The sequence below is a fragment of the Rhodococcus sp. Ni2 genome (assembly GCF_021352185.1).
GTDB lineage: Bacteria > Actinomycetota > Actinomycetes > Mycobacteriales > Mycobacteriaceae > Rhodococcus_F > Rhodococcus_F qingshengii.
Genome location: NZ_WOXZ01000001.1, coordinates 1,100,862 through 1,126,310 on the forward strand (window position 1 = coordinate 1,100,862; position 25,449 = coordinate 1,126,310).

The following is a 25,449-nucleotide window of genomic DNA, read 5'->3' on the forward strand; positions in this document are numbered from 1 at the left end:
CACAGTTACGCAGCAGCCACCTCCACCTTCACCCCGGAGGTGGCTGTTCGTCGTTTGTGTCGGTAGGGGGGTGCATAGTGATTCGGACATGACGTTCTGCACCGAAAGGCCCCCGATGAGTAGCTGGTCCGATCGCCCGATCTGCGCGTTCGACCTCGAGACCACGGGGCGGGATCCGTCGACCGCTCGTATCGTCAGTGCCTGCGTCGCGGTGATCGACGGTTCGAGTGTCGAAACACGCACGTGGCTACTCGATCCCGGCGTCGACATCCCCGCCGGCGCCTCGGCTGTTCACGGCATCAGCACCGAGTTCGCGGCGCAACACGGCCAGGATTATTCCGAGGGCTACGAAGAGATTCGCGAGGCTCTGCACAATTCCTGGGCGCGCGATCACGCCGTCGTGGCGTTCAATGCCTCCTATGATCTGACGGTCATGCATGCCGAGGGTCTGCGCATCGGCAAGCCTGCATTCGTTCCGGGGTTGGTGATCGATCCGTACGTGATCGATCGGGCGATGGATACGTTCCGCAAGGGCAAGCGAACGCTTGCGGCCGTGTGCGAGCACTACGGAATTTCATTGGAGTCGGCGCACGAAGCCGAGGCCGATGCCAAAGCTGCGGCAGCGTTGGCCCGCGAGTTGGCCGTGCGGTTCCCCGACATCCTGGGGCTCGATCTCATGGTCGATCAAGCCGATTGGCACGCCGAGCGGCAACGCGATTTCGCCGAGTACCTTCTCAGCCAAGGGAGGGACGTGGCAGATGTGAACGGCCAGTGGCCGATTCGCATCATCGCCTGACGTCCTCCCCGGCTCGGACGACCGCGCGCTACGCCGGGACCGGCGGCCACACCGGCGCAATGGACCACGGACGGGCTGTTTCGAGCTGCGACGCAACCTGAATCAGCAGATCTTCACGGCCGAACGCGCCGACCAACTGCACGCCGATCGGAACGCCGGCCGAGTCATGACCCATCGGCAAGGAAATCGCCGGCTGACCTGAACTGTTGAACGGACTGGTCAAGCCGCTGTACCCGGCCGAATGCTCCCAGATCGACATAGGATTCGCCGTATCGAGCAGACCGAGCGGAGCTGCCGGCCGAGCCATCGTCGGAGTCAGCAACAGGTCGTGATCGACAAAGAACGCACCGATCACCTGGGCGGCCCGCTCGAGTTCCTGCAGCGCCTTGACGACGTTCGTCGCACTTTCGGACTTCGCGCGGTCGTAGATCATCCGCGCCATCGGCTCGAGGTCGTCGTCGCGGATCGCGCGGTTCAGGGCGTCGAGTCGTTCGTCGACCTCGATCGTCATCGGAATGCCCATCAACACCGAAAGCCCGGCAGTGAGCGCATCGAGCGGAAAGTTCGGGGCACTCTCGGTGACATCGTGACCGAGTTCTTCGAGCAGGCCGGCAACACCGGTCGCGACGGCCGAGCACTCCGGGTCCACCGGTGTGCCGTCAGGAAGAGCGTTACTCAGACCGATCCGCAACCGTCCGGGATCGGCACCCACTTCCTCGATGTACGGCCGCTTCGGCGCCAGGATCACGTAAGGATCGCCCACTGTCGGCCCGGCGGACAGATCGAGAAGCAACGCAGTGTCGCGGACACTTCGGGTGAGCGCGTGATGAACACTCATCGGCGACGAGAAGAGCGTGCGCGCCGGTGCCGTCGGAGTACGTCCTCGGCTCGGCTTGAGGCCTACCAGGCCGCAGGCCGATGCGGGAATACGGATCGATCCACCACCGTCGCTGGCATGCCCGCCTGGCACGATCCCGACGGCAACAGCTACAGCCGTGCCACCCGAAGATCCGCCGGGCGAACGATCAAGGGCGTAAGGGTTACGGGTGGGTCCGAACAGCGCAGGTTCGGTACTCGCGTTCTTGCCGAACTCCGGGGTGTTCGTCTTGCCGATGACAACCAGACCAGCCTGGCGGTAGCGCTCGACGAGCGTCGAATCTTTTTCTGCCACAGCGTCGGCGAACAATCGAGATCCATTGGTGCTCGGCAATCCTGCGACGTCCATGCCGAGGTCTTTGATCACGAACGGGACGCCCTGCAGTGGACCATCCGGCAGGCCGCCTGATACCTCGTTGCGCGCTTCCTCTCGGCGCTCACTGATCACCGCGTTGACTGCCGGGTTGCGCTCGTCGAGCCTGTCCAGACTGAACTCGAGGACTTCCTTGGCGGAGACGTCGCCGCTCTTGATCGCTTCGGCCAGGCCGGTCATGTCGTTGTTGTCGAACAAATCCTGCATCGATGCCCTCATCACTCGTGTCGAACTCTGCCGATAGTGAGGTCCGTCATATCAACCGGAGTGGCGACGCAGTTCCGAAATTCCGCTTGGCGGGACCGATCAGAGAATCAAGCCCTCACAGAATCAAACCTTGCCGCCGCGCTTCCACGACCGCTTCGTGACGACTGCGGACGTCGAGTTTTCCCATCAGATTCCTCATGTACGTCTTGATCGTTTCGACGCTCAGGGACAACCTCTCGGCGATCTCGGCATTGCGCAGTCCGAGAGCGACGTACCCCATCACCTCCCGCTCGCGTGGCGACAGGACAACGGTGTTCGCGACTGGAGTGTTCGCGGAAGGTTTCGGCGACGCCAACGCCCGCAACTTTGCCTCGACCGCGAGGACCTGCGCGCTGAGAGCCATGTCCTCGAGGTTCGCCGCGATCTCGCCGAGCGCCAGGACGCTCTCGGTCAACCCTTCGGATATCTGGGCATCGCGGTTCGAACCATGTTCCACCGCAGCGGTATCGAGCATCGCCACCCGACGATCCACTTCGTCGCGAATCTCGAATTCTCGGGCCAACGCGTACGACGATCGCATCATCGTCTCTGCGATCACGTCGCCGATCGGCAGGTTGGCACGCAGTCCTCCGTAGATCGCTCCGCGAGTAACCCCGCGTACGACGATGGGGACTGCCATCAAGGATTCGATCGCTTCGGTGCCCACTTCGTAGTCGTAGTCGTGAGTGATGTGCGACGAGTTCGCGTAGTCCTGGACCGCGCCCGGTCGTTGTTCTGCGATCGCCCGACCGCCGAGTCCGCATTCGGCGTCGATCCGCAGGTTTCGCAGGATGTTGCTGCGCGTGCCGACGTGACCGGTGATGGTCAGCGACCGGTCGCTGACGCAGCCGCCGAACAGAACCGGCAACTCGGTTTTGGGGTGCAGCCGACGCAGTTCGGCGCGCAACGCGTCGTCGTCGCTCGGTCTCAGTACCCTGTTCACTCTCACCTCCACGTACCCAATTCAGAGGGTAGCGGCACCTTTGGCTGGGCAATAGCGTGCATCCAGGCCATTTGTAGTGCCGATCACACTTATCGTGACACCAACCGTGCCACGTCGCCTTCGGAGGAACCGTGTCTGTCCCGACAGCTGTTGCAGCCAACAACACCCCGCTCAGTCCGCTGCGTTTTCTCGAGCGCAGCGCCGCGGTGTTCCCCGAGCGCACCGCCGTCGTTCACGGCGACCGGACCTACTCGTACCGAGAGTTCGGTGACGAGGTCGCGGCTCTGGCCCGCGTCCTGCGTGAACGCATTCAGCCCGGTGACCGCGTTGCATACCTGGCGCCGAACGTACCCGAGATGCTGTTCGCGCATTTTGCCGTTCCCCTCGCCGGCGGGGTCCTGATCGCCCTGAACTCACGCCTCGCCGGTCCCGAACTCGAATACATTCTCGATCACTCGGGAACCACGATCCTGTTCGTGGACTCCGAATTCGTCGGTTCGGTCACCTCGTCCAAGGCAAACGTGGGGAGCCTGCGTGAGATCGTCGAGATCCCGGACTCCACCGTCCCCTATCCGGACGTTCCCACCGGAATCGTCACCGGGCAGTACGCCGATCTGATTGCCGAAGGCGAAGCTCTCTCCGATCAGCCACTGCACTGGGGCGTCGACGACGAGCAGCAGTGTATCGCCATCAACTACACCTCGGGTACCACCGGAAAACCCAAGGGCGTCATGTACTCCCACCGCGGGGCGTACCTGAACTCGCTCGGCGAGACATTCCACAACGGCTTCGACGGAGCGACGAAGTATCTGTGGACACTGCCGATGTTCCACTGCAACGGGTGGTGCACGCCGTGGGCCGTCACTCAGGCCGCGGGCACACATATCTGCCTGCGCGCGGTCCGCGCCGATGCGATCTGGGACGCCATCGACAATCTGGGCGTGACACATCTGTGCGGCGCTCCTACCGTCTGCTCCACCATCGCCGACGCAGACCAGGCCCACAAGGTCGACGCCTTGCGCATCACCACCGCCGGCGCTCCCCCGTCACCGACGATCATCGGAAAACTCGAAGACATCGGTGTCACCGTGGTTCACGTCTACGGCCTCACCGAGGTATACGGCCCCTACACGATCTGCGAATACCAGGAAGCCTGGGACGACAAGCCGCAGTCCGAGCGCGCCGCACTTCTCTCGCGTCAGGGAGTCGGCATGGTGCAGGCCGAAAATGCTCGCGTTGTCGATGCCGAGATGAACGACATCCCCGCCGACGGCCAGACCATGGGTGAGATCGTGCTCCGCGGCAACAACGTGATGCTCGGGTACTACCGCGACGAGGCCGCGACAGCCGAAGCATTTGCCGGTGGTTGGTTCCATTCCGGCGACCTCGGCGTCATGCATCCCGACGGATACATCCAGCTCAAGGACCGCGCGAAGGACATCATCATCTCAGGCGGCGAGAACATCTCCACCGTCGAGGTCGAGCAGGCGATCATGAGTCACCCCGCGGTGATCGACGTGGCAGTCGTCGGCGTTCCGGACGAGAAGTGGGGCGAGCGCCCGAAGGCATTCGTGGTGCTGGGCAAGGGATTACAGGCATCCGCCGAAGACATCGTCGAGCACACCCGCACTTTGCTGGCCGGGTACAAGGTTCCCCGCGACATCGTCTTCCCGCTCGACCTTCCTCGCACCCCCACCGGCAAGGTTCTCAAGTTCCAGCTACGCGCCGACAACTGACGCCGACGAAACCTGGATACTTGCATCCATGACCGAGCGCTCCGATGTACCCGGAACTGACCCCGCACAGTTTCGGGTACACGTCGCGTCTCAAGCGATCCGGTTGTTCTCGGAGAACGGGTACGAAGCCACCACCGTCGAGCAGATCGCCGCTGCCGCCGGTGTGTCGCGTCGGACGTTCTTCCGGCAGTTCCGCTCCAAGGAAGACGTGATCTTCGCCGATCACGAGTCCCTCCTCGAACACGTCGCAGAGTTCCTCGCGTCCGATTCCGCCGACCCCTGGGCGTCCGTGTGCGAGGCCGCGGGACTGGTGTTCGATTTCTTCCGCAGGAACCGAGACCTGTCGATGCGGCGATACCGCGTCGTACAGCATGTTCCGGCTCTTCGCGACCGCGAACTCGTCACCGGATTCCGCTACGAGCGCCTCTTCGTCGACTACCTGCGCAGCGCTGTGCCCCGCGAACCTGTCCTCGAGGTTGTCGGTTTTGCCGCAGCTGTCACCGCGTGCCACAACTACCTCTTGCGAAGCATGATCAAAGGCGACGAGGACGCCACAGCTGATGCACTAAGTCAGGCATTGCTCGACGTTCGGCGGACGTACGGCGTGGCACCCGGGTCCAAGACCAGCACGCCAGAATCGAAGTCCGTGCTGGTAGTAGCCTTTCCCCCGGGCACGTCCGCTGATGAGATCAGCAGAAAAATCCACGAACAACTCGGCTGACACTGCTCGTGCACCGAAACTTCACACACCCATCCCTTGACCTGGCACTCAGTGCCGTGTTTGACTGGGGTCATGGGCACCGGTCTGTCCGCGAATCTCGCTGGTAACGCCGGAGCCGCACCGACCGCCTTCAAGCCACCTTCACCAAGGAGCGTTCCCATGGCAGGAAACCCGGATTTCAATCTCTTCGCACTGAACGAAGAGCACGACGAACTGCGGGCTGCTATCCGCGGACTCTCCGAGAAGGAAATCGCGCCGTACGCCAAGGACGTCGACGAGAACGCACGTTTCCCCGAGGAAGCGCTCACTGCTCTCAACGCGTCGGGCTTCAACGCCATCCACGTTCCCGAGGCTTACGACGGCCAGGGCGCCGATTCCGTCGCCACCTGCATCGTCATCGAGGAAGTCGCCCGCGTCTGTGGCTCCTCCTCGCTGATCCCCGCTGTGAACAAGCTCGGCACCATGGGCCTGATCCTCAAGGGTTCCGAAGAGCTCAAGTCCAAGGTGCTCCCGGACCTCGTCAACGGCGGAATGGCGTCGTACGCACTGTCCGAGCGTGAAGCCGGATCCGACGCCGCTTCGATGCGTACCCGCGCAAAGGCTGACGGCGACGACTGGATCCTCAACGGCTCCAAGTGCTGGATCACCAACGGCGGCAAGTCCACCTGGTACACCGTCATGGCTGTCACCGATCCCGACAAGGGCGCAAACGGCATCTCCTCCTTCATGGTCCACAAGGACGACGAGGGCTTTGTCGTCGGACCGAAGGAAAAGAAGCTCGGCATCAAGGGCTCCCCCACCGCTGAGCTGTACTTCGAGAACTGCCGCATCCCCGGCGACCGCATCATCGGCGAACCGGGCACCGGCTTCAAGACGGCACTCGAGACCCTCGACCACACGCGTCCCACCATCGGTGCTCAGGCTGTCGGCCTGGCCCAGGGCGCACTCGACGCGGCTCTGGCATACACCAAGGATCGCAAGCAGTTCGGCAAGTCCATCAGCGACTTCCAGGCTGTTCAGTTCATGCTCGCGGACATGGCGATGAAGGTCGAAGCCGCACGTCTGATGGTTTACACCTCCGCAGCACGCGCCGAGCGCGGCGAGAAGAACCTCGGCTTCATCTCCGCTGCGGCGAAGTGCTTCGCTTCGGACGTTGCCATGGAGGTCACCACCGACGCCGTGCAGCTGTTCGGTGGCGCCGGCTACACCACCGACTTCCCGGTCGAGCGCATGATGCGCGACGCCAAGATCACGCAGATCTACGAAGGCACCAACCAGATTCAGCGCGTCGTGATGTCGCGTGCGCTGTTGAAGTAAGGCACTTCGCGCCCCTGTGCGCCTTTCTGGTAGTTCTGACTACCGGAACGGCGCACAGGGGCTTGCCCCTAATTTTTGAGGAGAATTGTGGAACTCGTAGGCGTAATCGGCGGCGGCACCATGGGTGCCGGCATTGCCGAAGTTTGTGCAAAAGCCGGTAGCTCGGTACTGGTGCTCGAAACCAAAGAAGAATTTGCCGCCGCTGCTCGCGAACGGATCGCCAAGTCGATCAACCGCGGCGTCGCCAAGGGCAAGATCACCCAGGAAGACGCCGACGCCGCGATCGCACGCGTCCGCGTCACCTTGGACATGGAAGAGTTCGCCGATCGCGATCTGGTGATCGAAGCTGCTCCCGAGATCGAAGCTCTCAAGTACGAGATCTTCGGCAAGCTCGACAAGATCGTCAAGCCTGCAGGCATTCTGGCGACCAACACGTCGTCGATCCCCGTCATCAAGATCGCCAAGGCCACCTCGCGCCCCGGCCAGGTTGTCGGCGTTCACTTCTTCAACCCCGTGCCGGTCATGCCGCTCGTGGAGATCGTGGTCAGCCTGACGACGTCCGAAGAGACCGTTCTCGCCGTCACCGACTACGCCAAGAACACCTTGCGCAAGAAGACGGTTCGCGCGGGCGACCGTTCGGGCTTCATCGTCAACGCTCTGCTCATCCCGTACCTGTGCCAGGCTGTCCGGATGCTCGAATCCGGCTACGCCACAGCAGAAGACATCGACGAGGCCATGAAGGGCGGCTGCGGCTACCCGATGGGCCCGCTGACGCTGCTCGACACCGTCGGTCTCGACATCGCTCTCGCAGCAGCGGAGTCGCTGTACGCGGAATTCGCAGAACCGCACTACGCTCCGCCGGCGCTGCTTCGCCGCATGGTCGACGCCGGTCGCCTCGGCAAGAAGACCGGTCGCGGCTTCTACGAATACGCCTGAGTCCGACCGCTTCACTCTTCCGGCCCCTCACCTGTTGCAGGTGAGGGGCCGGAGTTGTTTTCGGGCAGATCTAGCCGAATCCATTGACAAATTCGCGCGGCGCAGCAAAAGTCATCATGTGACAACAACCGTTGTCACATGAGCGCAGGCGGAGGGTCAACCAGATGAGCAGCGATCCGGACACCGATACTCGTCGACCTAAGCCCCAGGCGCGACCAGAGCCCCGGGAACTACGAGCCGATCCGATCGGCCCCGGTTCCCTGACGTGGACACACTTCGGCGACGTTCGCGGTCTGCTGTATCTCGGACGCGCAGGCACGCTGCAGAACATGCACCCCGCGGTAAGTGGAGCGCTGCAAGATCATTCGAACTTCTTCGACAATCCGCTCGACCGCCTGTTCCGCTCACTTCCTCCCATCTACGGGGTCGTGTACGACCGGACCGAAGAGGGCACAGGCACGCTCGTTCGCAACTTCCACACCGATCTCAAAGGAACAGACGAAACCGGCGGGCGCTACCACGCCCTCGCTCCTGACACTTTCTGGTGGACTCACGTCACGTTCTTCGAGGTGATACTCGATTTCAACGAACGATTTGCATACAAGAAGTTCACACCGGAGCAGAAGGACCAGCTTGTCCGTGAGGCCGTAACCTGGTGGCGCTGTTACGGACTCACCGACCGACCGGCTTTCGACGACTACGCCAGCTTCCGCACGTATTGGGAAGACATGCTCGACAACCACCTGATCAACACCCACACCACAAAATGGTCGACGCGCATCGCCGAGCACGACATCGCACCGGCTCCGAAGGTTCCGACGTGGCTGTGGCGTCTTAGCTCTCGCCCCACGATGGCCGTGGCGAACTGGATCGGCAAGGCACTGATGCCGGAGAAGGCGCGCAAGACCCTTGAATGGGAATGGACGCCGCGCGACGAACGGATGTACTTCTGGTTCGCCCGCTTCCTGACATTGACAGATCGGTTCTGGCATCTGCTGCCGTTACGACTGCGGTATGCACCGCGCGCCTACTCGGGCATCCGCGCGCAGGGTCTGTGAGCACTCGTCGGTAGGCTGGAGTGCGTGCCAGCCCAACTCCCCTCCGACGCGATCAGTGTCCGCGTGGACAGCTGGACGTGGGCGGTTCGGCTGTTCAAAACACGCTCGCAGGCGGCGACCGCCTGCCGATCGGGACACGTTCGGGTCAACGGAACGTCGGCAAAGGCGGCTCAGCAGGTGAAAGCCGGCGACGAGGTGCGGGTGCGTGTATCCGGCATCGAGCGCATCGTCGTCGTGGTCAAGCCGATCACGAAGCGAGTCAGCGCCGTGCTGGCCGCCGATTGCCTGCAGGACAATTCGCCGCCCCCACCACCGCCCGAACTGATCGCGTCCATTCCGCGACGTGATCGTGGCGCCGGCAGACCGACCAAACGCGAGCGACGCGACCTCGAGAAGTTGCGCGGCCTCGAGCCCTGATTGCTACCTCGAAACAGGCTGACGCAGAACCGTCTTCAGTTTCTCGGGCGGTGTACGGCGAGCGTCGCTGAGATAGATCTCGTGATGATCGCCGTTGAAGCTCAGGCCGTTCGACGGGATGAACGTGTTGTGCAGCCGGTCCAGGGTAGGAGCTTCGTCGTCGTACGAGCCGACGTGAAGAATCTGGACGGACAGACCTTCCTCCAACTCGAGAAACCTGACCTTGTCGAGAGCGGCAATCTCCTTCTTGGCCCGCACTGCCTTGGCCCGGACTGCGTCAATCGACGCAGACAGTTCGGTCTCCGTGATCCACTCCGGTTGCGAGATCATCATCGTCCAATCCCACGACGACTTGTCCCGCGTCACGAACACCTCGGGGTCATCTGCCCGCCACAACCCTTCCAGCGGGCCCACGACGAAGTCGCGATCCAGTTCCTTCTTGCTCGCGAATTTGGTCGCGTAGGACACCGAATACAGCGCTTCGAGCGCCTCGGAGTACTCGGTGGCAGTGTTGGGATCACCGTGACCGTCGACGGCGAAGTAGCCGAAGCGCGGGACGGTCACGAGGGCAAAATCGCGGCGCCCGGGGGAATAGAGATCCTTGTATGCCTTCTTGACGTCGTACTTCTCCATACGCCACCCACCTGATCACTGGCCGAGTTTCAACGTTCGGAAACCTATCCGAGAACACCGACATTCCGATAGCGGACCACCGTCCCCTTGTTAATAGACCAGTGGACCTTTACTCTGGACGGGGTGACTACACCCCAGGCGACCGACGTCGCTCGAGTTCCGCGCCGCAGACCGTTGCGGATCGTTGCCATATCCGCGATTGTCGCGTCGATCTTGGCTCTGTTGTTCGTGTACCCGTGGTGGAGCTTGTTCGTCCGGCCGGACTGGCCGACAGCGGTGGCAGTTTTCGGCACCGTTCTATTTGCCGCCCTCCTGATCACCCTGCCTGCCACCATGATGCTCAGCCACGGACACACTGACCGCGATCCAGTTCGCCTGGTCGGCGACGCCCTCCTCGGAATCATCTGGGTCGTGTTCGTGTGGACCCTGCTCGGTGAAGTCCTGAGGCTCGGATTGCTCGTCGGCGGCGTGGATGACCCGCTTCGATCGAGAATCGTCGCCGTTGCGGCACTGATCACCTCGGCCGTTCTGCTGATCTGGGGCTATCGGGAAGCCATGAGACTGCCACGGATCAAGCACGTCGACGTCACCATCCCCCGCCTTGGTGCGGGGATGGACAAACTTCGGGTAGTCGCGATCACCGACACTCACTTCGGGCCGATCAATCGCGAGAAGTGGTCCGAGCGCGTGATCGCGGCAGTCAACGATCTCGACGCCGACATCGTGGCCCACGTCGGTGACATTGCCGACGGAACAGTGGAGCAGCGCCTCCGCCAAGCCACCCCACTCGCGTCGGTGGAAGCCAGACTCGCTCGTGTCTACGTCACCGGGAATCACGAGTACTTCCACGAGGCTCAGGAGTGGCTCGACTACATGACCTCGATCGGCTGGGATGCCCTGCACAACCGGCACCTCGTCGTCACCAAGGGCGGCGACAACCTGGTCATCGCCGGAGTCGACGACGCCACCGCTCTGGGATCGAAGCTCGACGGTCACGGCGCGAACTTCGATATGGCCCTTGCCCGCACCGACCCCGATTTGCCGATCCTGATGCTCGCCCATCAACCGAAGCAGGTAACTCAGTCCGCTTCCGCGGGAGTGGATCTGCAGCTCGCCGGTCATACCCACGGCGGACAGATCTGGCCGTTCAACCTTCTGGTCAAACTCGATCAACCGTCGGTGCGCGGGCTCACCCGTCACGGCGACCGCACGCAGTTGTACACAAGCCGCGGAACCGGGTTCTGGGGTCCACCATTCCGCGTGTTCGCACCGAGCGAGATCACCGTCCTGACGCTGCACAGCGCCTGAACGGGCTCAGCTCGTTCGGGTTGCCGCTCGCGCCGACAGCCCGACGAGCTGATTGATCAGACCTTCACGTAGGCCGGTTGCGAACATGTCGGCAGCAGGGGGCGCCTGCATCTCGTTCAGTACGACGACCATGGATTCGGCAGGCTCGGCAGTCGGCCACAAGCCTGCAACAATCACCAGGGTTACCTTGGCGAATTGAGCCGCGTCGCCCTCCGAGAGGTGAGGCAATTGCGAATGAATCAGCGACGCAAACCTTCCCGAGTTGACCGTTGCCCGCTTCTTGAAGTCACGGGCGAAGTCGACGGAGATGTTTCTTTCGAGGACACCTGCCATGACGCTCATCAACTCACACAGTAAACGCTGTGCGACAAGCGATTCCGCAACCGTCGATGCCACATGGATTTCAGTGGCAAACGGCGAGTCGTCACCGGTCGGGGTCAACGACTCGGACAACCCGTCCAACCACGCAACCCAGTTCTCGTCGAGCACTTCGAGAAAGATGGCTTCGCGACTGTCGAAGTAGCGAAGCACGTTCGACTTCGCCAGTCCGACGCTCTCACTGAGCTCACGCAGGCTGATGTCGGCGACGGGCCTGGACCCGAGCATCGCGCGGGCCGCATCGAGAATCGCGCACCGACGCGCTTCGATCTGCTCAGGCCTGCGCGCGCGCTGAAATCCGTGGGTCGCCACCATCACGCAAGATTATCAGACCATCGTTCTATTGTTTGCTGTACTGCGGGTCAATTGTCCGAAGGTGCATGCTGCGCCACGACTCCCCTCGACGCCAGTTCGCGACGCAGCGAATCGGTATCGACGGACGCGAGATCGACTCGGTGCGTGCGGGTGGCCAAGGCTCGGACTTCCTCGGACAGGTCCGCCACCTGCTTACGCGTCGCGGCCTGGGATGCCTCGTCCTGTTCCGCCACGCGCTCGACCAACCAGGAAGCGAGTGTGGCAGTCACGATGCCCAGCAACGCAATTCCGCCGATCATCAATGCTCCGGCGATCATGCGCCCGGTCGTGGTAACGGGCGCCATGTCTCCGTAACCGACGGTCGTGACCGTCTCCATCGCCCACCACAATGCCGTTCCGTACGACGTGATGGCAGCGCCCTGCGCGTGACGCTCGGCATCGAGCATGGCCAGCGCCGCGACACCGATCAGCAAGGCCGTGGCACCAGTGGCGTAAATAACCACCCGTCCACGCAAGCTTTGCCCGCTCGAGCGGTGAACTATCGCAAGCAGTGTGACCAACCGAAGTAGGCGCAGCGGACGCAGCATGGGCAACACCACCATCGCCAAGTCCAAGAGATGCCTGACGAACCAGCGACCGCGGGCAGGTGCCAACCACAGGCGAACTGCGTAGTCGACGGCAAAAACGACCCACGCAGCCCACATCGTCCATTCGGTCAGACGATGTGGAAGGCCCGTCGGTTGCGCCAGCACTTGGTACGCGTACGCCACCAAGAACAGGCAGGCCGCAGCGGTCAACGGGATGTCGATGGCTAGCTGCCATTTCTCCAACGTCCACGCAGCGCGGCGGTGCGCCGACTTCGTCGATTCGTTCATCCGAGAAGTCTGACACCACCGCTACCTAGTGCCCGGCAGAACCGACTCAGATCCGAGTGTGCGTCAAGATGTTGAGCGCCGTGGGAACTGCCTCGATCGTGATGGGCAACGGCCCCACCCGATCGCCGTCCGCGTAGGCGATGATGCCCTCGGAGACCAACCGCACCTTCTTCGACCGATACGTCTGCACCGCATCCAAGGAGACGTGAGTTCCCTTGTACACCCGCGGAAACAGGCGCACCAGACGCAACCTCGAACCGTGCCCGACGACGGTCAGATCCAGCAACCCGTCAGACTTCGACGCGCCCGGAGTGATGAGCATGCCGCCACCGTACGAGCGGCCGTTGCCGACAGCCACGAGCGTCGCGTCCACCGTGATGACCTCGTCGTCGAGTTCGATCCGGTACGGCAGCGGCTTCATCTTCGCCAACTCGGCGAGCATCGCCAAGTTGTAGCGCATCGGTCCCTTGGGCCACGACATCCGATTGGCCCGTTCACTGACCAGCGAATCGAATCCGCTCGCGATGATCGTTCCCGACCAGACGACGGAACCGTCGGCCAGCGTGATCTTCGCCAGGTCGGACTGCTGCACGACGCCGTCGGCGATCACATCGGCGGCTGCCTCGGGATCGCCTGTGGGAATGCCGAACTCACGGGCGTGATCGTTACCGGTGCCCGCCGGGATGAGCCCGATAGGAGTATCGGTCAACGCGGCAGCCTGCAATCCGATGCTGATGGCACCGTCACCGCCGACCACCACCAGCGCGTCGGTACCCTCCTCGATCGCACGACGGGCCAATTTCTTGGCGTCGTCGGCGTCGGTTCCGATGATCTCGGTGACGGCAACTCCCCGAGCGCGCAGTCGCGCAACACCTTTGCGTCCTGCCGCAGGCGCGTGACCATGTCCCGCCATCGGATTGATCAGGACGGTAACCTTCTCGATCTGACTGCGGGTTTCGGTCACGGAATCAGCTTTCCAGGATTGAGGATGCCGGCAGGGTCCACTGCATTCTTCACTGCGCGAAGGATGTTCGCGCCCAGTTCACCGATCTCGTCCTTCATCCATGGGCGGTGATCGGCGCCGACAGCGTGGTGATGGGTGATCGTGCCACCGGCGGCGATGATCGCATCGCCAGCGGCAGTTTTCGCCTTGTGCCACTGAGCGATCGGATCCTCGGTCTGCGCGCTGACCACGGTGAAGTACAGCGAAGCACCGGTCTTGTAGGTGTGCGAAATGTGGCACATCACGAGCGGCTGAGTCCCCTGCTCGACGAGAGCCTTGGTCAGCGCCTCGGTGACCGAGGAGCGCAGGTTCGCGAGGTTACCCCAGGTGGTTGCCGTCTCGAGGGTTTCACACAGCGCACCGACATCGAGGAGAGCGTCACGCAGATACGGTGCATCGAATCGCCCGTGTTCCCAGCTGTTTCCGGGCTCCTCGCCGAGCGATGTGCCGCCGTGAGCGGTGAGAATTGCTCGGGCCTCCGCCATCCGTTCAGCGGTGTGCGAAGCGGTGCCCTCGTAGGTAGTGATGCCGAGGCAACCACCGGTGAAGGCGTTCTCGCCGATCTTGTCGGTGGTCGCCAAATTCACGCCACTCTCGGCCTCGTCGGACAACCGCAGCACGGTCGGAGCCGATCCTTCCTGGACAAGCTCACGCAATGCAGCTGCGCCGGTGGCGAAGTCGGGGAAGCTCCACCCTTCGCGCACGGTGGTCTCGGGCAGACGGTGAACCCGCACACGCACGTGCGTGATGACGCCGAAGGTGCCCTCGGAGCCGACAAAAAGCTCACCCAGATCGGGGCCTGCAGCGGATGCCGGCGCACGCCCGGTCTCGATCACTCCACTCGGGGTGACAACGGTGAGGCCCTGAACCATGTCCTCGAAGCGCCCGTATCCAGCCGACGCCTGCCCCGAAGACCGGGTGGCGGCAAACCCGCCCAGAGTGGCGAACAGGAAGCTCTGCGGGAAGTGCCCGACCGAGAAACCGTGCTCACGCAGAAGCTCCTCGGCCCGTGGGCCGGTAGTTCCGCCGCCGAACGTCGCAATGCCCGATTCCTCGTCCAACCCGACAAGCTGATCGAACCTGCGCAGATCGAGAGAAAGAACTGCTTCGAACCCGTCACGAATGGGATCGAGCCCGCCGACGACGCTGGTGCCACCACCGAACGGGACCACTGCGATCCGGTTGGCAGAGCAGTATCGGAGAACCTGCTCGACCTCTGCGTCTGTCCCTGGAGTGACGACTGCGTCCGGTGCGTCCTGCGGCTCGACGCTACGACGGCGAAGCAGATCCGGGGTGCTCTTGCCACCGGCCCGAAGGATTCGATCGGAATCCTTGGTACTGACGTACTCGGCCCCGACCAGCCCGGACAGCGCTTCGACATGCGACTGGGCCATAGCGGACGGAGCCACCTGGACGTCTTCGATGGCGAGACGCGATCGAGTCGGTGCGGAGACACCGAGAAATCCGGTCAACAATGATGTGACTGCGTCCGACAGTTCACGCTTCTTGGCCGGATCGCCCCAGGCGTCCCACTGCATCGGCGGTTGCAAGGCAGACTTTTCGGTGCTCATAGACACTAGTGTTACATATTTGTGTGATGTGTAAACATCCCGGTGGATCAATCCATCCATCAACCCATCGTCTTGGAACCGTCGATGGCTTCGCGAAGCATGTCCGCGTGGCCCGCATGCTGGGCCGTCTCGGCGATGATGTGCAGCAATGCGCGCCGCGCTGACCAGCGAGCTCCCGCTTCGAACCACGGCGCCGACGGCAGTGGATGCGAGATGTCGAGGCTGTCCAGCGAGGCCACCAACTCGTCGGTCCTGGCCGCGATCCCCTCGTACTCGGAAACGATGCCTGCCAAGTTTTCACCCTCGACCATGGCGAATTCGTTCGCCCGTTCCTGTTGCATCTCTTCCGACCACTGGGTCGGGTCGAAGTCCCCACCAAGTCCGGCCGGCCCTTCCAGAATGAAGTCGACCCATCCCTTTTCCGCCTGACCCACATGCTTGATCAATCCGCCGAGGCACAGTTCACTCACGGTCGGCCTCGAAGCGGCCTGCTCGTCGGTGAGGTCCTTGACGGTGAAGAGAAGGAATTCACGATGCCGACGCAGGCTCTGGAGGAGATCCGCGCGCTCGCCGGTGACGGTGGTGATCGGTGCGTTCATGATGTTTTCCTTCGCTCGTGGGTTCGTGCCCTGTGAGAACTACGTTAGAAGTTATTGCGGACAGAAACGGTCCTCATTAGAAAACGATCAAGAAAAAACTCCCGGCACCCACCGATGAAGGTGAGTGCCGGGAGTTCGAGCGAGCTAGACGAGATCAGACTGTGCGGGCCAAACGATCGGCCAGCAGGCGCGTGAAGTGCGCCGGATCGCTCAGCTCGCCGCCCTCGGCAAGCAACGCCATGCCGTAGAGCAACTGAGCCGTCTCCGTCAGGTTCTCTGCATTGTCATTGGCGGCCTGCGCCTCCCGCAGACCCGAGACAAGCGGATGCTCCGGGTTGAGCTCGAGAATGCGCTTGCTGTGTGGAACAGGCTGACCCGAAGCCTTGTACATCTTCTCGAGCGTCGGAGACATGCTGAACGCGTCGCCGACGATGCAGGCAGCCGACGTGGTCAGGCGCGTCGAGAGACGCGTTTCCTTGATGTCTTCGGACAGGGTTTCGGTCAGCCACGTCAGTAGCGCGCCGAATTCCTTTTCCTTCTCTTCGCGCTCGGCCTCGGCCGCCTTCTTCTCGTCCTCGGTGTCGAGGTCGACCTCGCCCTTGGCGATCGACTGGAAGGTCTTGCCGTCGAAGTCCGAGACTGCGTCGACCCACATCTCGTCCACGGGATCGGTAAGTACCAGAACCTCGAGGCCCTTGGCCTTGAAAGCCTCCATGTGCGGCGAGCTTTCGATGAGGTGACGAGATTCGCCGGTCATGAAGTAGATCTGTTCCTGACCGTCCTTCATGCGCTCCACGTACTCGGCGAGAGTGGTCACGCCCTCTTCACTGTTGGTCGAGGCGAAGGACGAGATGTCGAGCAGCGTCTTGCGGTTGTCGGCATCGGCCATCAGGCCTTCCTTGAGCGCGCGTCCGAACTCGGTCCAGAAAGTCGAGTACTTCTCCGGCTCGTTCGCCTTCATGTCCTTGATGGTCGAGAGGACCTTCTTGGTCAGACGACGACGGATGGCAGCGATCTGCCGGTCCTGCTGCAGAATTTCACGAGAGACGTTGAGCGAGAGGTCTTGTGCGTCGACCACGCCCTTGACGAAGCGCAGGTAATCGGGCACCAACTCTTCGCAGTCGTCCATGATGAAGACGCGCTTGACGTAGAGGTGGATCCCGGCCTTGCGCTCACGCATGAACAGATCGAACGGCGCCGTCGACGGAATGAACAGCAGCGCTTGGTATTCGAAAGTACCTTCGGCCTTCATCGGGATGACCTCGAGAGGCTCGTCCCAGGCGTGGCTGACGTGCTTGTAGAACTCCTTGTACTCGTCCTCGGACACCTCGTCCTTGGCGCGAGTCCACAGCGCCTTCATCGAGTTGATCGTCTCGGTCTCGATGGTGACCTCGGGCTCCTCGCCCTCGGCCGGCGTCGACGTACGAGCGACATCCATGCGGATCGGCCACGCGATGAAGTCGGAGTACTTCTTGACCAGTTCCTTGATCTTCCATTCCGACGTGTAGTCGTGCAGGCCGTTCTCGGAATCCTCGGGCATCAGGTGCAGGGTCACGGAGCTACCCTGCGGTGCCTCGTTCACATGCTCGAGCGTGTACGTGCCTTCGCCGGTCGATTCCCAGCGCGTCGCGTGATCTTCACCGGCACGGCGGGTCAGCAGCGTGACCTTGTCCGCGACCATGAACGTGGAGTAGAAACCGATGCCGAACTGACCGATCAGTTCTTCCGATGCCGCTGCATCCTTGGCTTCCTTGAGCTTACGACGTACCTCGGCGGTGCCGGACTTGGCGAGCGTGCCGATCAGGTCGACGACCTCGTCACGCGACATGCCGATGCCGTTGTCGCGGATCGTGAGGGTGCGCGCCGCTTTGTCGATGTCGATCTCGATGTGCAGATCGGAGACGTCGACGTTGAGGTCTTTGTCCTGGTACGACTCGAGGCGGAGCTTGTCCAGCGCGTCCGAAGCGTTGGAGATCAACTCACGAAGGAAGCTGTCCTTGTTCGTATAGATTGAATGAACCATCAGATCCAGCAGCTGACGTGTTTCTGCTTGGAACTCGAGCTGCTCGGTATGCGCGGTCACTTCGATCCCTTTCTCTTCTCGGACTGATCACAGGAATTTTACTTGACCGCGAATACCGCGGGTCGGCCCCCGCACAGACAAGGGAGGCCACGCGACCTGCGCGTGACCTCCCGTTATCTTCACCACCGATCTACTCGGTGACGTTCACCATCGAATAGTTCGAGACGCCGGCGGCCAGCACCCTGAGGTGATCGTCAGATGCGCCCAAAGTGTGTTCGATGGCCACCAGCCGCGAGACGTAGTGCCCGACCGGATACTCGGCTGTCATACCGATACCACCGTGCATCTGAATTGCTTCCTGACCGATCTGATGCGCGGCGCGACCGACAGACAGCTTCGCTCGCGACGCGATGGTCGGATCGATCACTCCGTCGGCGATGGCCATGGTGGCGTACAGACTCATGCTGCTCGCCAGTTCGAGCGCCACGTACATGTCGGCCGCACGATGAGTCAGCGTCTGGAACTTCGCGAGCGGAACACCGAACTGCTTGCGCTGCTTCAGGTATTCCGTCGTCAGTCGCAGAGCTTCGGTCATGATCCCGATCGCCTCGGCGCACAGAGCTGCCTGCGCCCGAACCTCTGCTTCGACGATCGCCTCCGTGACATCGCCGCCCTCACCAAGCTGTTCGGCCGCGGCATCGGTGAACGTGAACTGCGCACCGCGACGGCCGTCGTGAGTTGCGTATTTGCTCCATGAGACACCCGCGCTTTCCGCATCTACCAGAAAGAGCCCGGTGCCCCCGTCTGGAAGTGCGGCGCTGACGATCACGACGTGCGCGCTGTCGCCCTGCAGGACCGGGTTCTTGACGCCGGTGATAGTCCACCCCGATCCCGACTGCGACGCCGTGGTCGTGACGGTGGCGACCGGCCAGCGCGTGCCGGGTTCCGTATGCGCGAAGGCCGACAGAGTGGTCCCGTCGCTGAGCGCCGGCAGGAGCCGCGCCCGCTGATCTGCCGAACCGACAGCCGCGATCAAACCGCCGGGGATCAGAACACCACCCAGATACGGCTCGGGTGCAAGCGCGCGGCCCAGTTCGGTCATCACGACCATGGTCTCGACCGGCCCAGCGCCCATCCCGCCGTCGGCCTCCGCGAATGGCAGGCCGAGCAGCCCGAGCTCGGCGAACTGCTTCCACACCGAGGCATTCCATCCCTCGTCAGTGGCCGAGGTGGCGTTACGCTTCTCCGCGTCGTAGCTGCGGTTGAGCAATTCGCGCGTCGTGTCGCGAAGCATCGTCTGCTCGTCATCGAGTTCGAAATTCATGTCAGATGCTCACAATCCGAGAATCGAGGAGGCAATGATGGAGCGCTGCACCTCACTTGATCCGCTGTAGATGGAAACCTTCCGGTAGTTCAGGTAGCGCGGCGCCGCTTGCTGCGCCCACTCCGGCGAGTCGATCTCGACCGTATTCACCGGCAACGAGTCCGGACCCGCAACATCCATCAGCAATTCCGTTGCTGCCTGCTGCAATTCGGAGCCGCGGAGCTTGAGCAGCGAGGACGCCGGGTTCGGCTTGCCGTCTGCCGAACTCGCCACAACTCGCAGTTGAGTCAGATCCAGCGCAAGCAAATCGTTTTCCAGCTCAGCCAACCGAGCCGCGAACAACGGATCATCGAGGAGGGTGCCGGTTCCAACGCGAACTTCCCGCGCCTTCTCTTTTGCCGTGGCGACAAGAGTTTTGGAGAACCCGACCCGCGTGACGCCCGTGCGTTCGTTGCCGAGCAGGAACTTGGCGTAGTCCCAGCCTTTGTTCTCTTCGCCGACAAGATTCTCCGCAGGGACGCGGACGTTGTCGAAGAACACCTCGTTAACCTCGACGCTGCCGTCGATCAGTTTGATGGGGCGAACCGTGATGCCGGGAGTTGCCAGATCGATGAGCAAGAACGAAATTCCGGCCTGCCGCTTCTGAGCACTGGCATCTGTACGAACCAGACAGAAGATCCACTCGGCGTGCTGCGCGAGAGTAGTCCACGTCTTCTGACCATTGACGATGTAGTCTGCGCCGTCACGAACAGCGGCCGTCTTGAGTGAAGCGAGATCCGAACCGGCTTCGGGTTCCGAAAAACCCTGGCACCACCAGATATCGGCGTTGGCCGTAGCGGGGAGAAATTTCTCCTTCTGCTCCTGCGAACCGAAGGCAGCGATAACGGGCCCAACCATGCTCACGTTGAACGGCAACGGGTTGGGTACCGACGCCAACTGCATTTCCTCGGAATAGATGTGGCGCTGAACCGGAGTCCAGTCCTTGCCACCCCATTCGACCGGCCAGTGTGGAACCGCCAACCCGTGTGCGTTCAGAATCTGTTGACCCGCAACGATGTCCTCACGAGTCAGCTTTCCGAATCCGGCTGCACGTGCTCGAAGTTCGGGCGAGAATTCGGTGGTGAAGAACTTTCGCATCTCCTCGCGGAACGCAACTTCCTCAGTGGTCAGTTCGAGATTCATGTGGAGTCTGCTTTCTTCTTGCAGGATTTCAGAACAAGATTCGCGCGACGGTCTGCGCAACGACGGCAGGTTTGCCCACGCCTTCGATCTCGACGGTGTTGGTGATCTGACTCTGTAGTGAACCGTTCGGCAATTCTTCGATTGCGGAGAGCACTGCGGTATTTCGAACCTTGGCCCCGACTGGCACCGGACTCGGGAATCGAACCTTGTCGGACCCGTAGTTGACGACCATTTTCGCGCCGTCGATGCGATACACGGACTTCGACAGAAGCGGCAGGAGCGAGAGAGTCAGATACCCGTGGGCAATCGGACCACCGAAAGGTGATTCACGCTTTGCCCTTTCGTCGTCGACGTGAATCCACTGATGGTCACCGGTCGCGTCGGCAAATTGATGGACCATCTCGCGGGTGACCTCGACCCACTCGCTCGAGCCCAGCGTTTCACCGACCGCCCCCAGGAGATCGGACTTGTTCTCGAACACCCGTGTCATCTGATCCTCCACGTTCCCGAACACTGTTAGGTTAATTGGATAATAAACTCACAGTGTAAGGTTGTCCAGTACTTTCAGACGAAAGGGTTCTGGGCGATGGCGCGACCGCGGGTTCCACTACTGAGTAAGCCGATCATCAGGGACACCGCCCTGAAACTGGTGGACGAGCACGGTTTGACCGACTTCTCGATGCGCAAACTCGCCACTGTTCTCGGCGTACAGGCACCGTCGCTGTACAGCCATTACGCCAACAAGGACGAGTTACTCGACGACGTCGCGAACGTCATCATGGAGTCCGTCGACGTGAGCGGCTTCGACTCCGACGATTGGCGCGGCGCGCTACGCACGTGGGCGCGGTCCTACCACGCCGCCCTGGGCAAGCATCCCAATATCGTTCCCTACTTGGCCTACGGTCCGAGCGTCAGGCCCATCGCCCTCGATCGCGCGAACGCCATCCATGGCGGACTGGTGCGCGCCGGATGGCCACAGCGCACGGCAACACTGATCGGCGCTTCCGTCAAGTACGTGGTCATGGGTGCTGCGACGGCGACGTTCTCCGGCGGATTCGTGGACGATCCTGCGATCTACGCCGAGCGTTACCCGCACCTCACGCGAGCACATCTGTTGCGTGAGCGTGCTGCGGAAATCGACGGTGCCAGTTTCGAACTCGCGCTGGAATCCCTACTGGACGGACTGGAAGCCAAATACGCACTGCTGCAGAGAACTACAGAGCAACCTCCTCGAAACTGAGGGTTGTTACCGTCGATCAAGCGCGCCGAGCATCGCGACGAAGGCCGCCTGACGATCCCCCAGAGCGGCGAAGAATTCCCGGTCCGAAGATTCCACCGCGCGGTTCGCCCTGCCGGCCAAGGCCGCACCCACCGGCGTGACGGCAAGCGAGCGAGCACGAGCATCGGTCGGATGTGGACGTCGTTCGACAAACCCCTTGGATTCGAGGGTCCGAATCACCTGTGACGTCATCATCGCGTCGGTGCGCGCGTACTCGGCAAGACCGCGTTGAGTTATCGGCGTCTCTGCATCCAGCCAGGTCAGTGCTGCGAGCAGAACGAACTGCACGTGGGTCAGGTCGAAAGGTCGCAGCGCCGCGCGAATCGAGGCTTGCCAAGCATTGGTGACACGCCACAACATCAGACCGGGACTCTCGTCCGCGTCCTCGAAGTCGGTTTCCAGTTTCTTCGCCACAGCGCCAGTGTGTCAGCTCGTCGTCGAACGCAGAACCTCGACGTCGTTGTCATCCAACGGAATCAAGCCACGCCGGAGTTGATACCCCCAATTCGGTGCCGAGGTCAGCGCCAATCGACTCCGCACATCGCCGAGTGGAACGGGCGTGAACTGCTCGTATCGCAGTCGACGCCGAAACGGCTTGAAGCACCCCTCGTCCGCCTGCCAGATCTCACCCTCTTCGATCACACCGAGAGCTGTGAACTCGCGCAACGGATCTCGATCACCAATGGACTCGACCGGCGAATAGTAGACCAGCACGTCACCTGCTTTCATCCGTGCCAATCCGGCTCTCTTTCCGTGCCCGATCTGTGCGATACCGAGAACCACTGCGCGACGCACATGTTCGGCAGAGACAACCCCTAACCAGGCATTCATCGCCGGCCCCCTGGCGAACCGAAAGCACATTCATTCATACATTTAGTATGCGCGCTTATTATCTTTCACGCAAAAATCCACTCTTGAACGTGTTCAACTCCAGGGCGTACGCTGCACTTGAACATGTTCAAAGAAGGAGTGTCGATGAGTAGTCGCGGGATCGAGACCAGGGAAAAGCTGGTGGAAACAGCATTGCGGCTCTTCCGCAACGAAGGCTTCGCAGCGACGACCATGCGCAAGATCGCAAATGAGGCAGAGGTCTCGCTCGGGAACGCCTACTACTACTTCGCCAGTAAAGACGAACTGGTTCACGAGCTGTATCTCGTCATCCAACGCGATCACCGCGCGCGGGCGCTTCCACTCCTTCGCGAAGGTGGGTCACTGACAGAAAATCTCAGGATTGTTCTGCACACCGGACTCGATGTCATGGGGCCCTATCACGGCTTCGGCAGCACGTTTCTGCACGTTGCCCTGCCCACCACATCACAGTCCAGCCCGTTCTCGGCCGAGTCGACCGATGCGAGATCGATGGCCGTCGATCTGATGCGCGAAGCACTGGCGGCGTCGAAGCAGAAGACGCCGGCGTCATTGGAGACCCAGCTCCCAACACTCTTGTGGCTTAGCTATCTGGGCGTGACGCTGCACTGGGTCACCGACTCGTCTCCGGGGCAAACTCGTACCCGATCCCTGGTCGACGGCCTGGTCCCGATCATCGCGAAAGCGCTCACCCTCGCCCGGCTGCCAGTGGCACGAGGTCTGGTCGGCGATGTCGCCGCCCTGATGACAAAAGTCGTTTCTGCAGAGGGGAACACAAAACCATGAAGACCGTTGTTGTCTGTGGTGCGTCGGGTTACGTAGGCCAACACCTTCTTCGAACGCTCGAATCCAACGGGGTCGACGTTCGGACGATCGGCCGGGGACGAACGAGCGATGCCACGTGGTCCGACGAGCACGGCGTCGCCGATGTACTCAGCGGCACGGATCTGCTCGTCAACCTCGCCGGCCGCTCCGTGAGCTGCCGCTACAACAAGCGCAATGCCGACGACATCTTCTCCTCCCGAGTGGAAACGACTGCACTGTTGGGTCGTGCGCTGACCCGCACGCCGCAGCCACCCTCACTCTGGGCGAATGCCAGTACCGGCACGATCTACCGAGACGCACGAGATCGACCGATGGACGAGAAGAACGGAGAGCTGGGTAAGGGATTCTCCGTAGCGGTCGCGCGAGCGTGGGAACACGAATTGTTCTCAGCCCCAACGCCTGTTCGCAAAGTGGCACTTCGGATGTCGATCGTCCTCGGAGCCGGCGGTGGGGCGATCAATCCGTTCGTCAACCTCGCCCGAATGGGCTTCGGCGGACGAATGGGCGACGGCCGACAGATGTTCAGCTGGATTCACATCGCCGACGTCATTCGCGCGATCATCCACGTCTACGAGAATCCGGAGATCTCAGGCCCGGTCAATATCGCATCCCCGTATCCGGTAACCAACACCGACATGATGCGGATGGTACGAGCGAAACTTGGCCGACAATACGGGTTTCCGACGCCGGGCTGGATGCTCGAGTTCGGCGCACGAATCATCCGCACCGAGGCTGAACTGGTAACGAAGAGTCGCTGGGTTTCACCAGGGGTGCTCGCGGACAGCGGCTTCCAGTATCAATTTCCGACGTTGGAGTCTGCGCTGAACCAGATCGCTCAAGAGACCCCGCGAGGGTTGCTTCCGGTTTCACTCGGCTGAAGTTCGGCTGCGATCGCAACCGCTCGCACGATATCCTGCTCGAGCAGATAGTGATTCAGTGCAATCGCAGCCTTTGATCCGGCAGCGGCGGCGGTGATCAACTGCGCCGGAGAATCCGACACATTCCCCGCGGCCCAGGCTCCAGGCACACTTGTGCTGCCTGCAGGATCAGTTACCACCCAACCATTTTCGTCGGCTTCACACCCCAGGTCAGTCAACAGATCGCCTCGCGGAACAAACCGTGGGCCGACAAACACTACGCTTCGCGGAATTACCTGACCGGAGGCCAGTTCGACGCCGTCCAATCTACCATCGCCAACCGACACGCCAGCCACATCGCCTTCGACAATGCGAATCCCCCTGGCAATCAGCCGCTCCCGTTCGGCTCCCGTCAGCTCGATACGGTTGGGAAAGAAGACGACATCCTCCGACCATTGACGCACCAACGACGCCTGATGAATGGTGAACGGCCTATTGCCACCACCGAGCACACCGATCGGGGAATCTCGAACCTCGTACCCGTGACAGTAGGGACAATGCAGAACGTCGACGCCCCAGCGATCTTGCAGCCCAGCGATGTTCGGCAGCTCGTCACGTAACCCAGTAGCAACCAGAACAGTCCGTGCCTCCAGCGACGCAGTCGCGTCGGTTTGCACAAGAAACCCACCGTCGTCCGTGCGCTCGATTCGGATTGCGGTGCCAGTCGTCATTTCGCTGCCGTACTCGAGAACCTCCTTGCGGCCGGCCGCAAGTAATTGCGTAGGACTCTCACCATCCCGCGTCAGGTACCCGTGCAGGTGCTCGGAGACACCATTGCGCGGGTTACCTGCATCGACGATCATCACTCGCCGCCGAGCACGAGCCAGAACAAGCGCGGCACTCAACCCCGCCGCACCGCCACCGACAATCACCACGTCGAACCTCATGTGCTCCCCCAGTCCGCAGATCGTCCCACCCGAGACGGTGGGCT

General features: G+C 61.9%; 26 protein-coding genes. 11 read left to right on the forward strand and 15 right to left on the reverse strand.

The window, feature by feature from the left end:
• Window positions 1-115: 115 nt before the first annotated feature.
• Window positions 116-796: a 3'-5' exonuclease gene (locus GN300_RS05220; RefSeq protein WP_003940028.1), complete on the forward strand. Its 681-nt coding sequence runs from the start codon at window positions 116-118 to the stop codon at window positions 794-796.
• 28 nt (window positions 797-824) lie between these two features.
• Here the strand turns inward: GN300_RS05220 and GN300_RS05225 are convergent, their stop codons facing one another.
• Together GN300_RS05225 and GN300_RS05230 are read right to left on the reverse strand one after the other, a co-directional pair.
• Entirely contained in the window at window positions 825-2,252 is a 1,428-nt protein-coding gene (locus GN300_RS05225; RefSeq protein ID WP_003940167.1) for an amidase, read from the reverse strand.
• 115 nt (window positions 2,253-2,367) lie between these two features.
• A complete protein-coding gene (locus tag GN300_RS05230) occupies window positions 2,368-3,234 on the reverse strand; it encodes a response regulator transcription factor (RefSeq protein ID WP_007731357.1) in 867 nt (288 codons plus the stop codon).
• Between the two features lie 131 nt (window positions 3,235-3,365).
• Between GN300_RS05230 and GN300_RS05235 the strand changes: the two genes are divergently transcribed.
• The 6 genes from GN300_RS05235 (at window position 3,366) to GN300_RS05260 (ending at window position 9,419) form a co-directional block, all read left to right on the forward strand.
• Window positions 3,366-4,970: an acyl--CoA ligase family protein gene (locus GN300_RS05235; protein WP_007731356.1), complete on the forward strand. Its 1,605-nt coding sequence runs from the start codon at window positions 3,366-3,368 to the stop codon at window positions 4,968-4,970.
• Between the two features lie 28 nt (window positions 4,971-4,998).
• Window positions 4,999-5,691 carry a TetR family transcriptional regulator gene (locus tag GN300_RS05240; protein WP_003939674.1) on the forward strand — a complete coding sequence of 231 codons (693 nt, stop codon included), beginning with the start codon at window positions 4,999-5,001 and terminating at the stop codon, window positions 5,689-5,691.
• A 159-nt stretch (window positions 5,692-5,850) separates the two neighbouring features.
• Window positions 5,851-7,008 carry an acyl-CoA dehydrogenase gene (locus GN300_RS05245; protein ID WP_003939784.1) on the forward strand — a complete coding sequence of 386 codons (1,158 nt, stop codon included), beginning with the start codon at window positions 5,851-5,853 and terminating at the stop codon, window positions 7,006-7,008.
• Between the two features lie 87 nt (window positions 7,009-7,095).
• Window positions 7,096-7,944, forward strand: coding sequence for a 3-hydroxybutyryl-CoA dehydrogenase (locus GN300_RS05250; RefSeq protein WP_020909078.1), 849 nt, complete (start codon window positions 7,096-7,098; stop codon window positions 7,942-7,944).
• A gap of 164 nt (window positions 7,945-8,108) precedes the next feature.
• A complete protein-coding gene (locus tag GN300_RS05255) occupies window positions 8,109-9,002 on the forward strand; it encodes an oxygenase MpaB family protein (protein ID WP_063315802.1) in 894 nt (297 codons plus the stop codon).
• Window positions 9,003-9,026: 24 nt separating this feature from the next.
• Entirely contained in the window at window positions 9,027-9,419 is a 393-nt protein-coding gene (locus tag GN300_RS05260) for an RNA-binding S4 domain-containing protein (protein ID WP_029256216.1), read from the forward strand.
• A 3-nt stretch (window positions 9,420-9,422) separates the two neighbouring features.
• Here GN300_RS05260 and GN300_RS05265 read toward each other — a convergent pair whose 3' ends face one another.
• Entirely contained in the window at window positions 9,423-10,052 is a 630-nt protein-coding gene (locus GN300_RS05265) for a GyrI-like domain-containing protein (RefSeq protein ID WP_007731353.1), read from the reverse strand.
• 123 nt (window positions 10,053-10,175) lie between these two features.
• Here GN300_RS05265 and GN300_RS05270 point away from each other — a divergent pair, with 123 nt between their 5' ends.
• The gene (locus tag GN300_RS05270) at window positions 10,176-11,360 is read left to right on the forward strand and encodes a metallophosphoesterase (RefSeq protein ID WP_063315801.1); all 1,185 of its coding nucleotides are present in this window, start codon (window positions 10,176-10,178) and stop codon (window positions 11,358-11,360) included.
• 6 nt (window positions 11,361-11,366) lie between these two features.
• Here GN300_RS05270 and GN300_RS05275 read toward each other — a convergent pair whose 3' ends face one another.
• The 9 genes from GN300_RS05275 to GN300_RS05315 all read right to left on the reverse strand — a co-directional run bounded on the left by GN300_RS05275 (window position 11,367) and on the right by GN300_RS05315 (window position 21,120).
• Entirely contained in the window at window positions 11,367-12,053 is a 687-nt protein-coding gene (locus GN300_RS05275; protein ID WP_007731351.1) for a TetR/AcrR family transcriptional regulator, read from the reverse strand.
• 47 nt (window positions 12,054-12,100) lie between these two features.
• The gene (locus GN300_RS05280; RefSeq protein WP_047271164.1) at window positions 12,101-12,928 is read right to left on the reverse strand and encodes a potassium channel family protein; all 828 of its coding nucleotides are present in this window, start codon (window positions 12,926-12,928) and stop codon (window positions 12,101-12,103) included.
• 46 nt (window positions 12,929-12,974) lie between these two features.
• Window positions 12,975-13,892 (reverse strand): diacylglycerol kinase, encoded by a 918-nt coding sequence (locus tag GN300_RS05285; protein WP_007731349.1) that lies wholly within the window; start codon window positions 13,890-13,892, stop codon window positions 12,975-12,977.
• The gene (locus GN300_RS05290) at window positions 13,889-15,469 is read right to left on the reverse strand and encodes an FAD-binding oxidoreductase (protein ID WP_063315800.1); all 1,581 of its coding nucleotides are present in this window, start codon (window positions 15,467-15,469) and stop codon (window positions 13,889-13,891) included. The genes GN300_RS05285 and GN300_RS05290 overlap by 4 nt, the downstream gene beginning before the upstream one ends.
• Window positions 15,470-15,561: 92 nt before the next feature.
• A complete protein-coding gene (locus GN300_RS05295; RefSeq protein ID WP_063315799.1) occupies window positions 15,562-16,101 on the reverse strand; it encodes a DinB family protein in 540 nt (179 codons plus the stop codon).
• Window positions 16,102-16,255: 154 nt separating this feature from the next.
• The gene (htpG, locus tag GN300_RS05300; RefSeq protein WP_063315798.1) at window positions 16,256-18,184 is read right to left on the reverse strand and encodes a molecular chaperone HtpG; all 1,929 of its coding nucleotides are present in this window, start codon (window positions 18,182-18,184) and stop codon (window positions 16,256-16,258) included.
• 130 nt (window positions 18,185-18,314) lie between these two features.
• On the reverse strand, window positions 18,315-19,448 hold the full coding sequence (locus GN300_RS05305) for an acyl-CoA dehydrogenase family protein (protein ID WP_063315797.1): 1,134 nt from the start codon (window positions 19,446-19,448) through the stop codon (window positions 18,315-18,317).
• A 9-nt stretch (window positions 19,449-19,457) separates the two neighbouring features.
• The gene (locus GN300_RS05310; protein WP_050656415.1) at window positions 19,458-20,630 is read right to left on the reverse strand and encodes an acyl-CoA dehydrogenase family protein; all 1,173 of its coding nucleotides are present in this window, start codon (window positions 20,628-20,630) and stop codon (window positions 19,458-19,460) included.
• A gap of 28 nt (window positions 20,631-20,658) precedes the next feature.
• Window positions 20,659-21,120, reverse strand: a complete 462-nt coding sequence (locus GN300_RS05315) for a MaoC family dehydratase (RefSeq protein ID WP_007731344.1) — start codon at window positions 21,118-21,120, stop codon at window positions 20,659-20,661.
• Between the two features lie 96 nt (window positions 21,121-21,216).
• Here GN300_RS05315 and GN300_RS05320 point away from each other — a divergent pair, with 96 nt between their 5' ends.
• Complete coding sequence (locus GN300_RS05320) at window positions 21,217-21,870, forward strand: TetR/AcrR family transcriptional regulator (RefSeq protein WP_007731342.1); 654 nt, start codon at window positions 21,217-21,219, stop codon at window positions 21,868-21,870.
• Between the two features lie 6 nt (window positions 21,871-21,876).
• Here GN300_RS05320 and GN300_RS05325 read toward each other — a convergent pair whose 3' ends face one another.
• A complete protein-coding gene (locus GN300_RS05325; protein ID WP_003940281.1) occupies window positions 21,877-22,323 on the reverse strand; it encodes a MarR family winged helix-turn-helix transcriptional regulator in 447 nt (148 codons plus the stop codon).
• Between the two features lie 12 nt (window positions 22,324-22,335).
• On the reverse strand, window positions 22,336-22,740 hold the full coding sequence (locus GN300_RS05330) for an EVE domain-containing protein (protein WP_063315796.1): 405 nt from the start codon (window positions 22,738-22,740) through the stop codon (window positions 22,336-22,338).
• Window positions 22,741-22,884: 144 nt separating this feature from the next.
• Here GN300_RS05330 and GN300_RS05335 point away from each other — a divergent pair, with 144 nt between their 5' ends.
• Both GN300_RS05335 and GN300_RS05340 read left to right on the forward strand, forming a co-directional pair.
• A complete protein-coding gene (locus GN300_RS05335) occupies window positions 22,885-23,562 on the forward strand; it encodes a TetR family transcriptional regulator (RefSeq protein ID WP_063316041.1) in 678 nt (225 codons plus the stop codon).
• Window positions 23,559-24,479: a TIGR01777 family oxidoreductase gene (locus GN300_RS05340; RefSeq protein ID WP_063315795.1), complete on the forward strand. Its 921-nt coding sequence runs from the start codon at window positions 23,559-23,561 to the stop codon at window positions 24,477-24,479. Before GN300_RS05335 ends, GN300_RS05340 begins: the two co-directional genes overlap by 4 nt.
• On the opposite strand, the gene GN300_RS05345 is transcribed toward GN300_RS05340, so the two are convergent.
• Window positions 24,437-25,405 carry an NAD(P)/FAD-dependent oxidoreductase gene (locus GN300_RS05345; protein WP_037125744.1) on the reverse strand — a complete coding sequence of 323 codons (969 nt, stop codon included), beginning with the start codon at window positions 25,403-25,405 and terminating at the stop codon, window positions 24,437-24,439. The two genes, GN300_RS05340 and GN300_RS05345, sit on opposite strands and share 43 nt — an antisense overlap.
• Window positions 25,406-25,449: the final 44 nt, after the last annotated feature.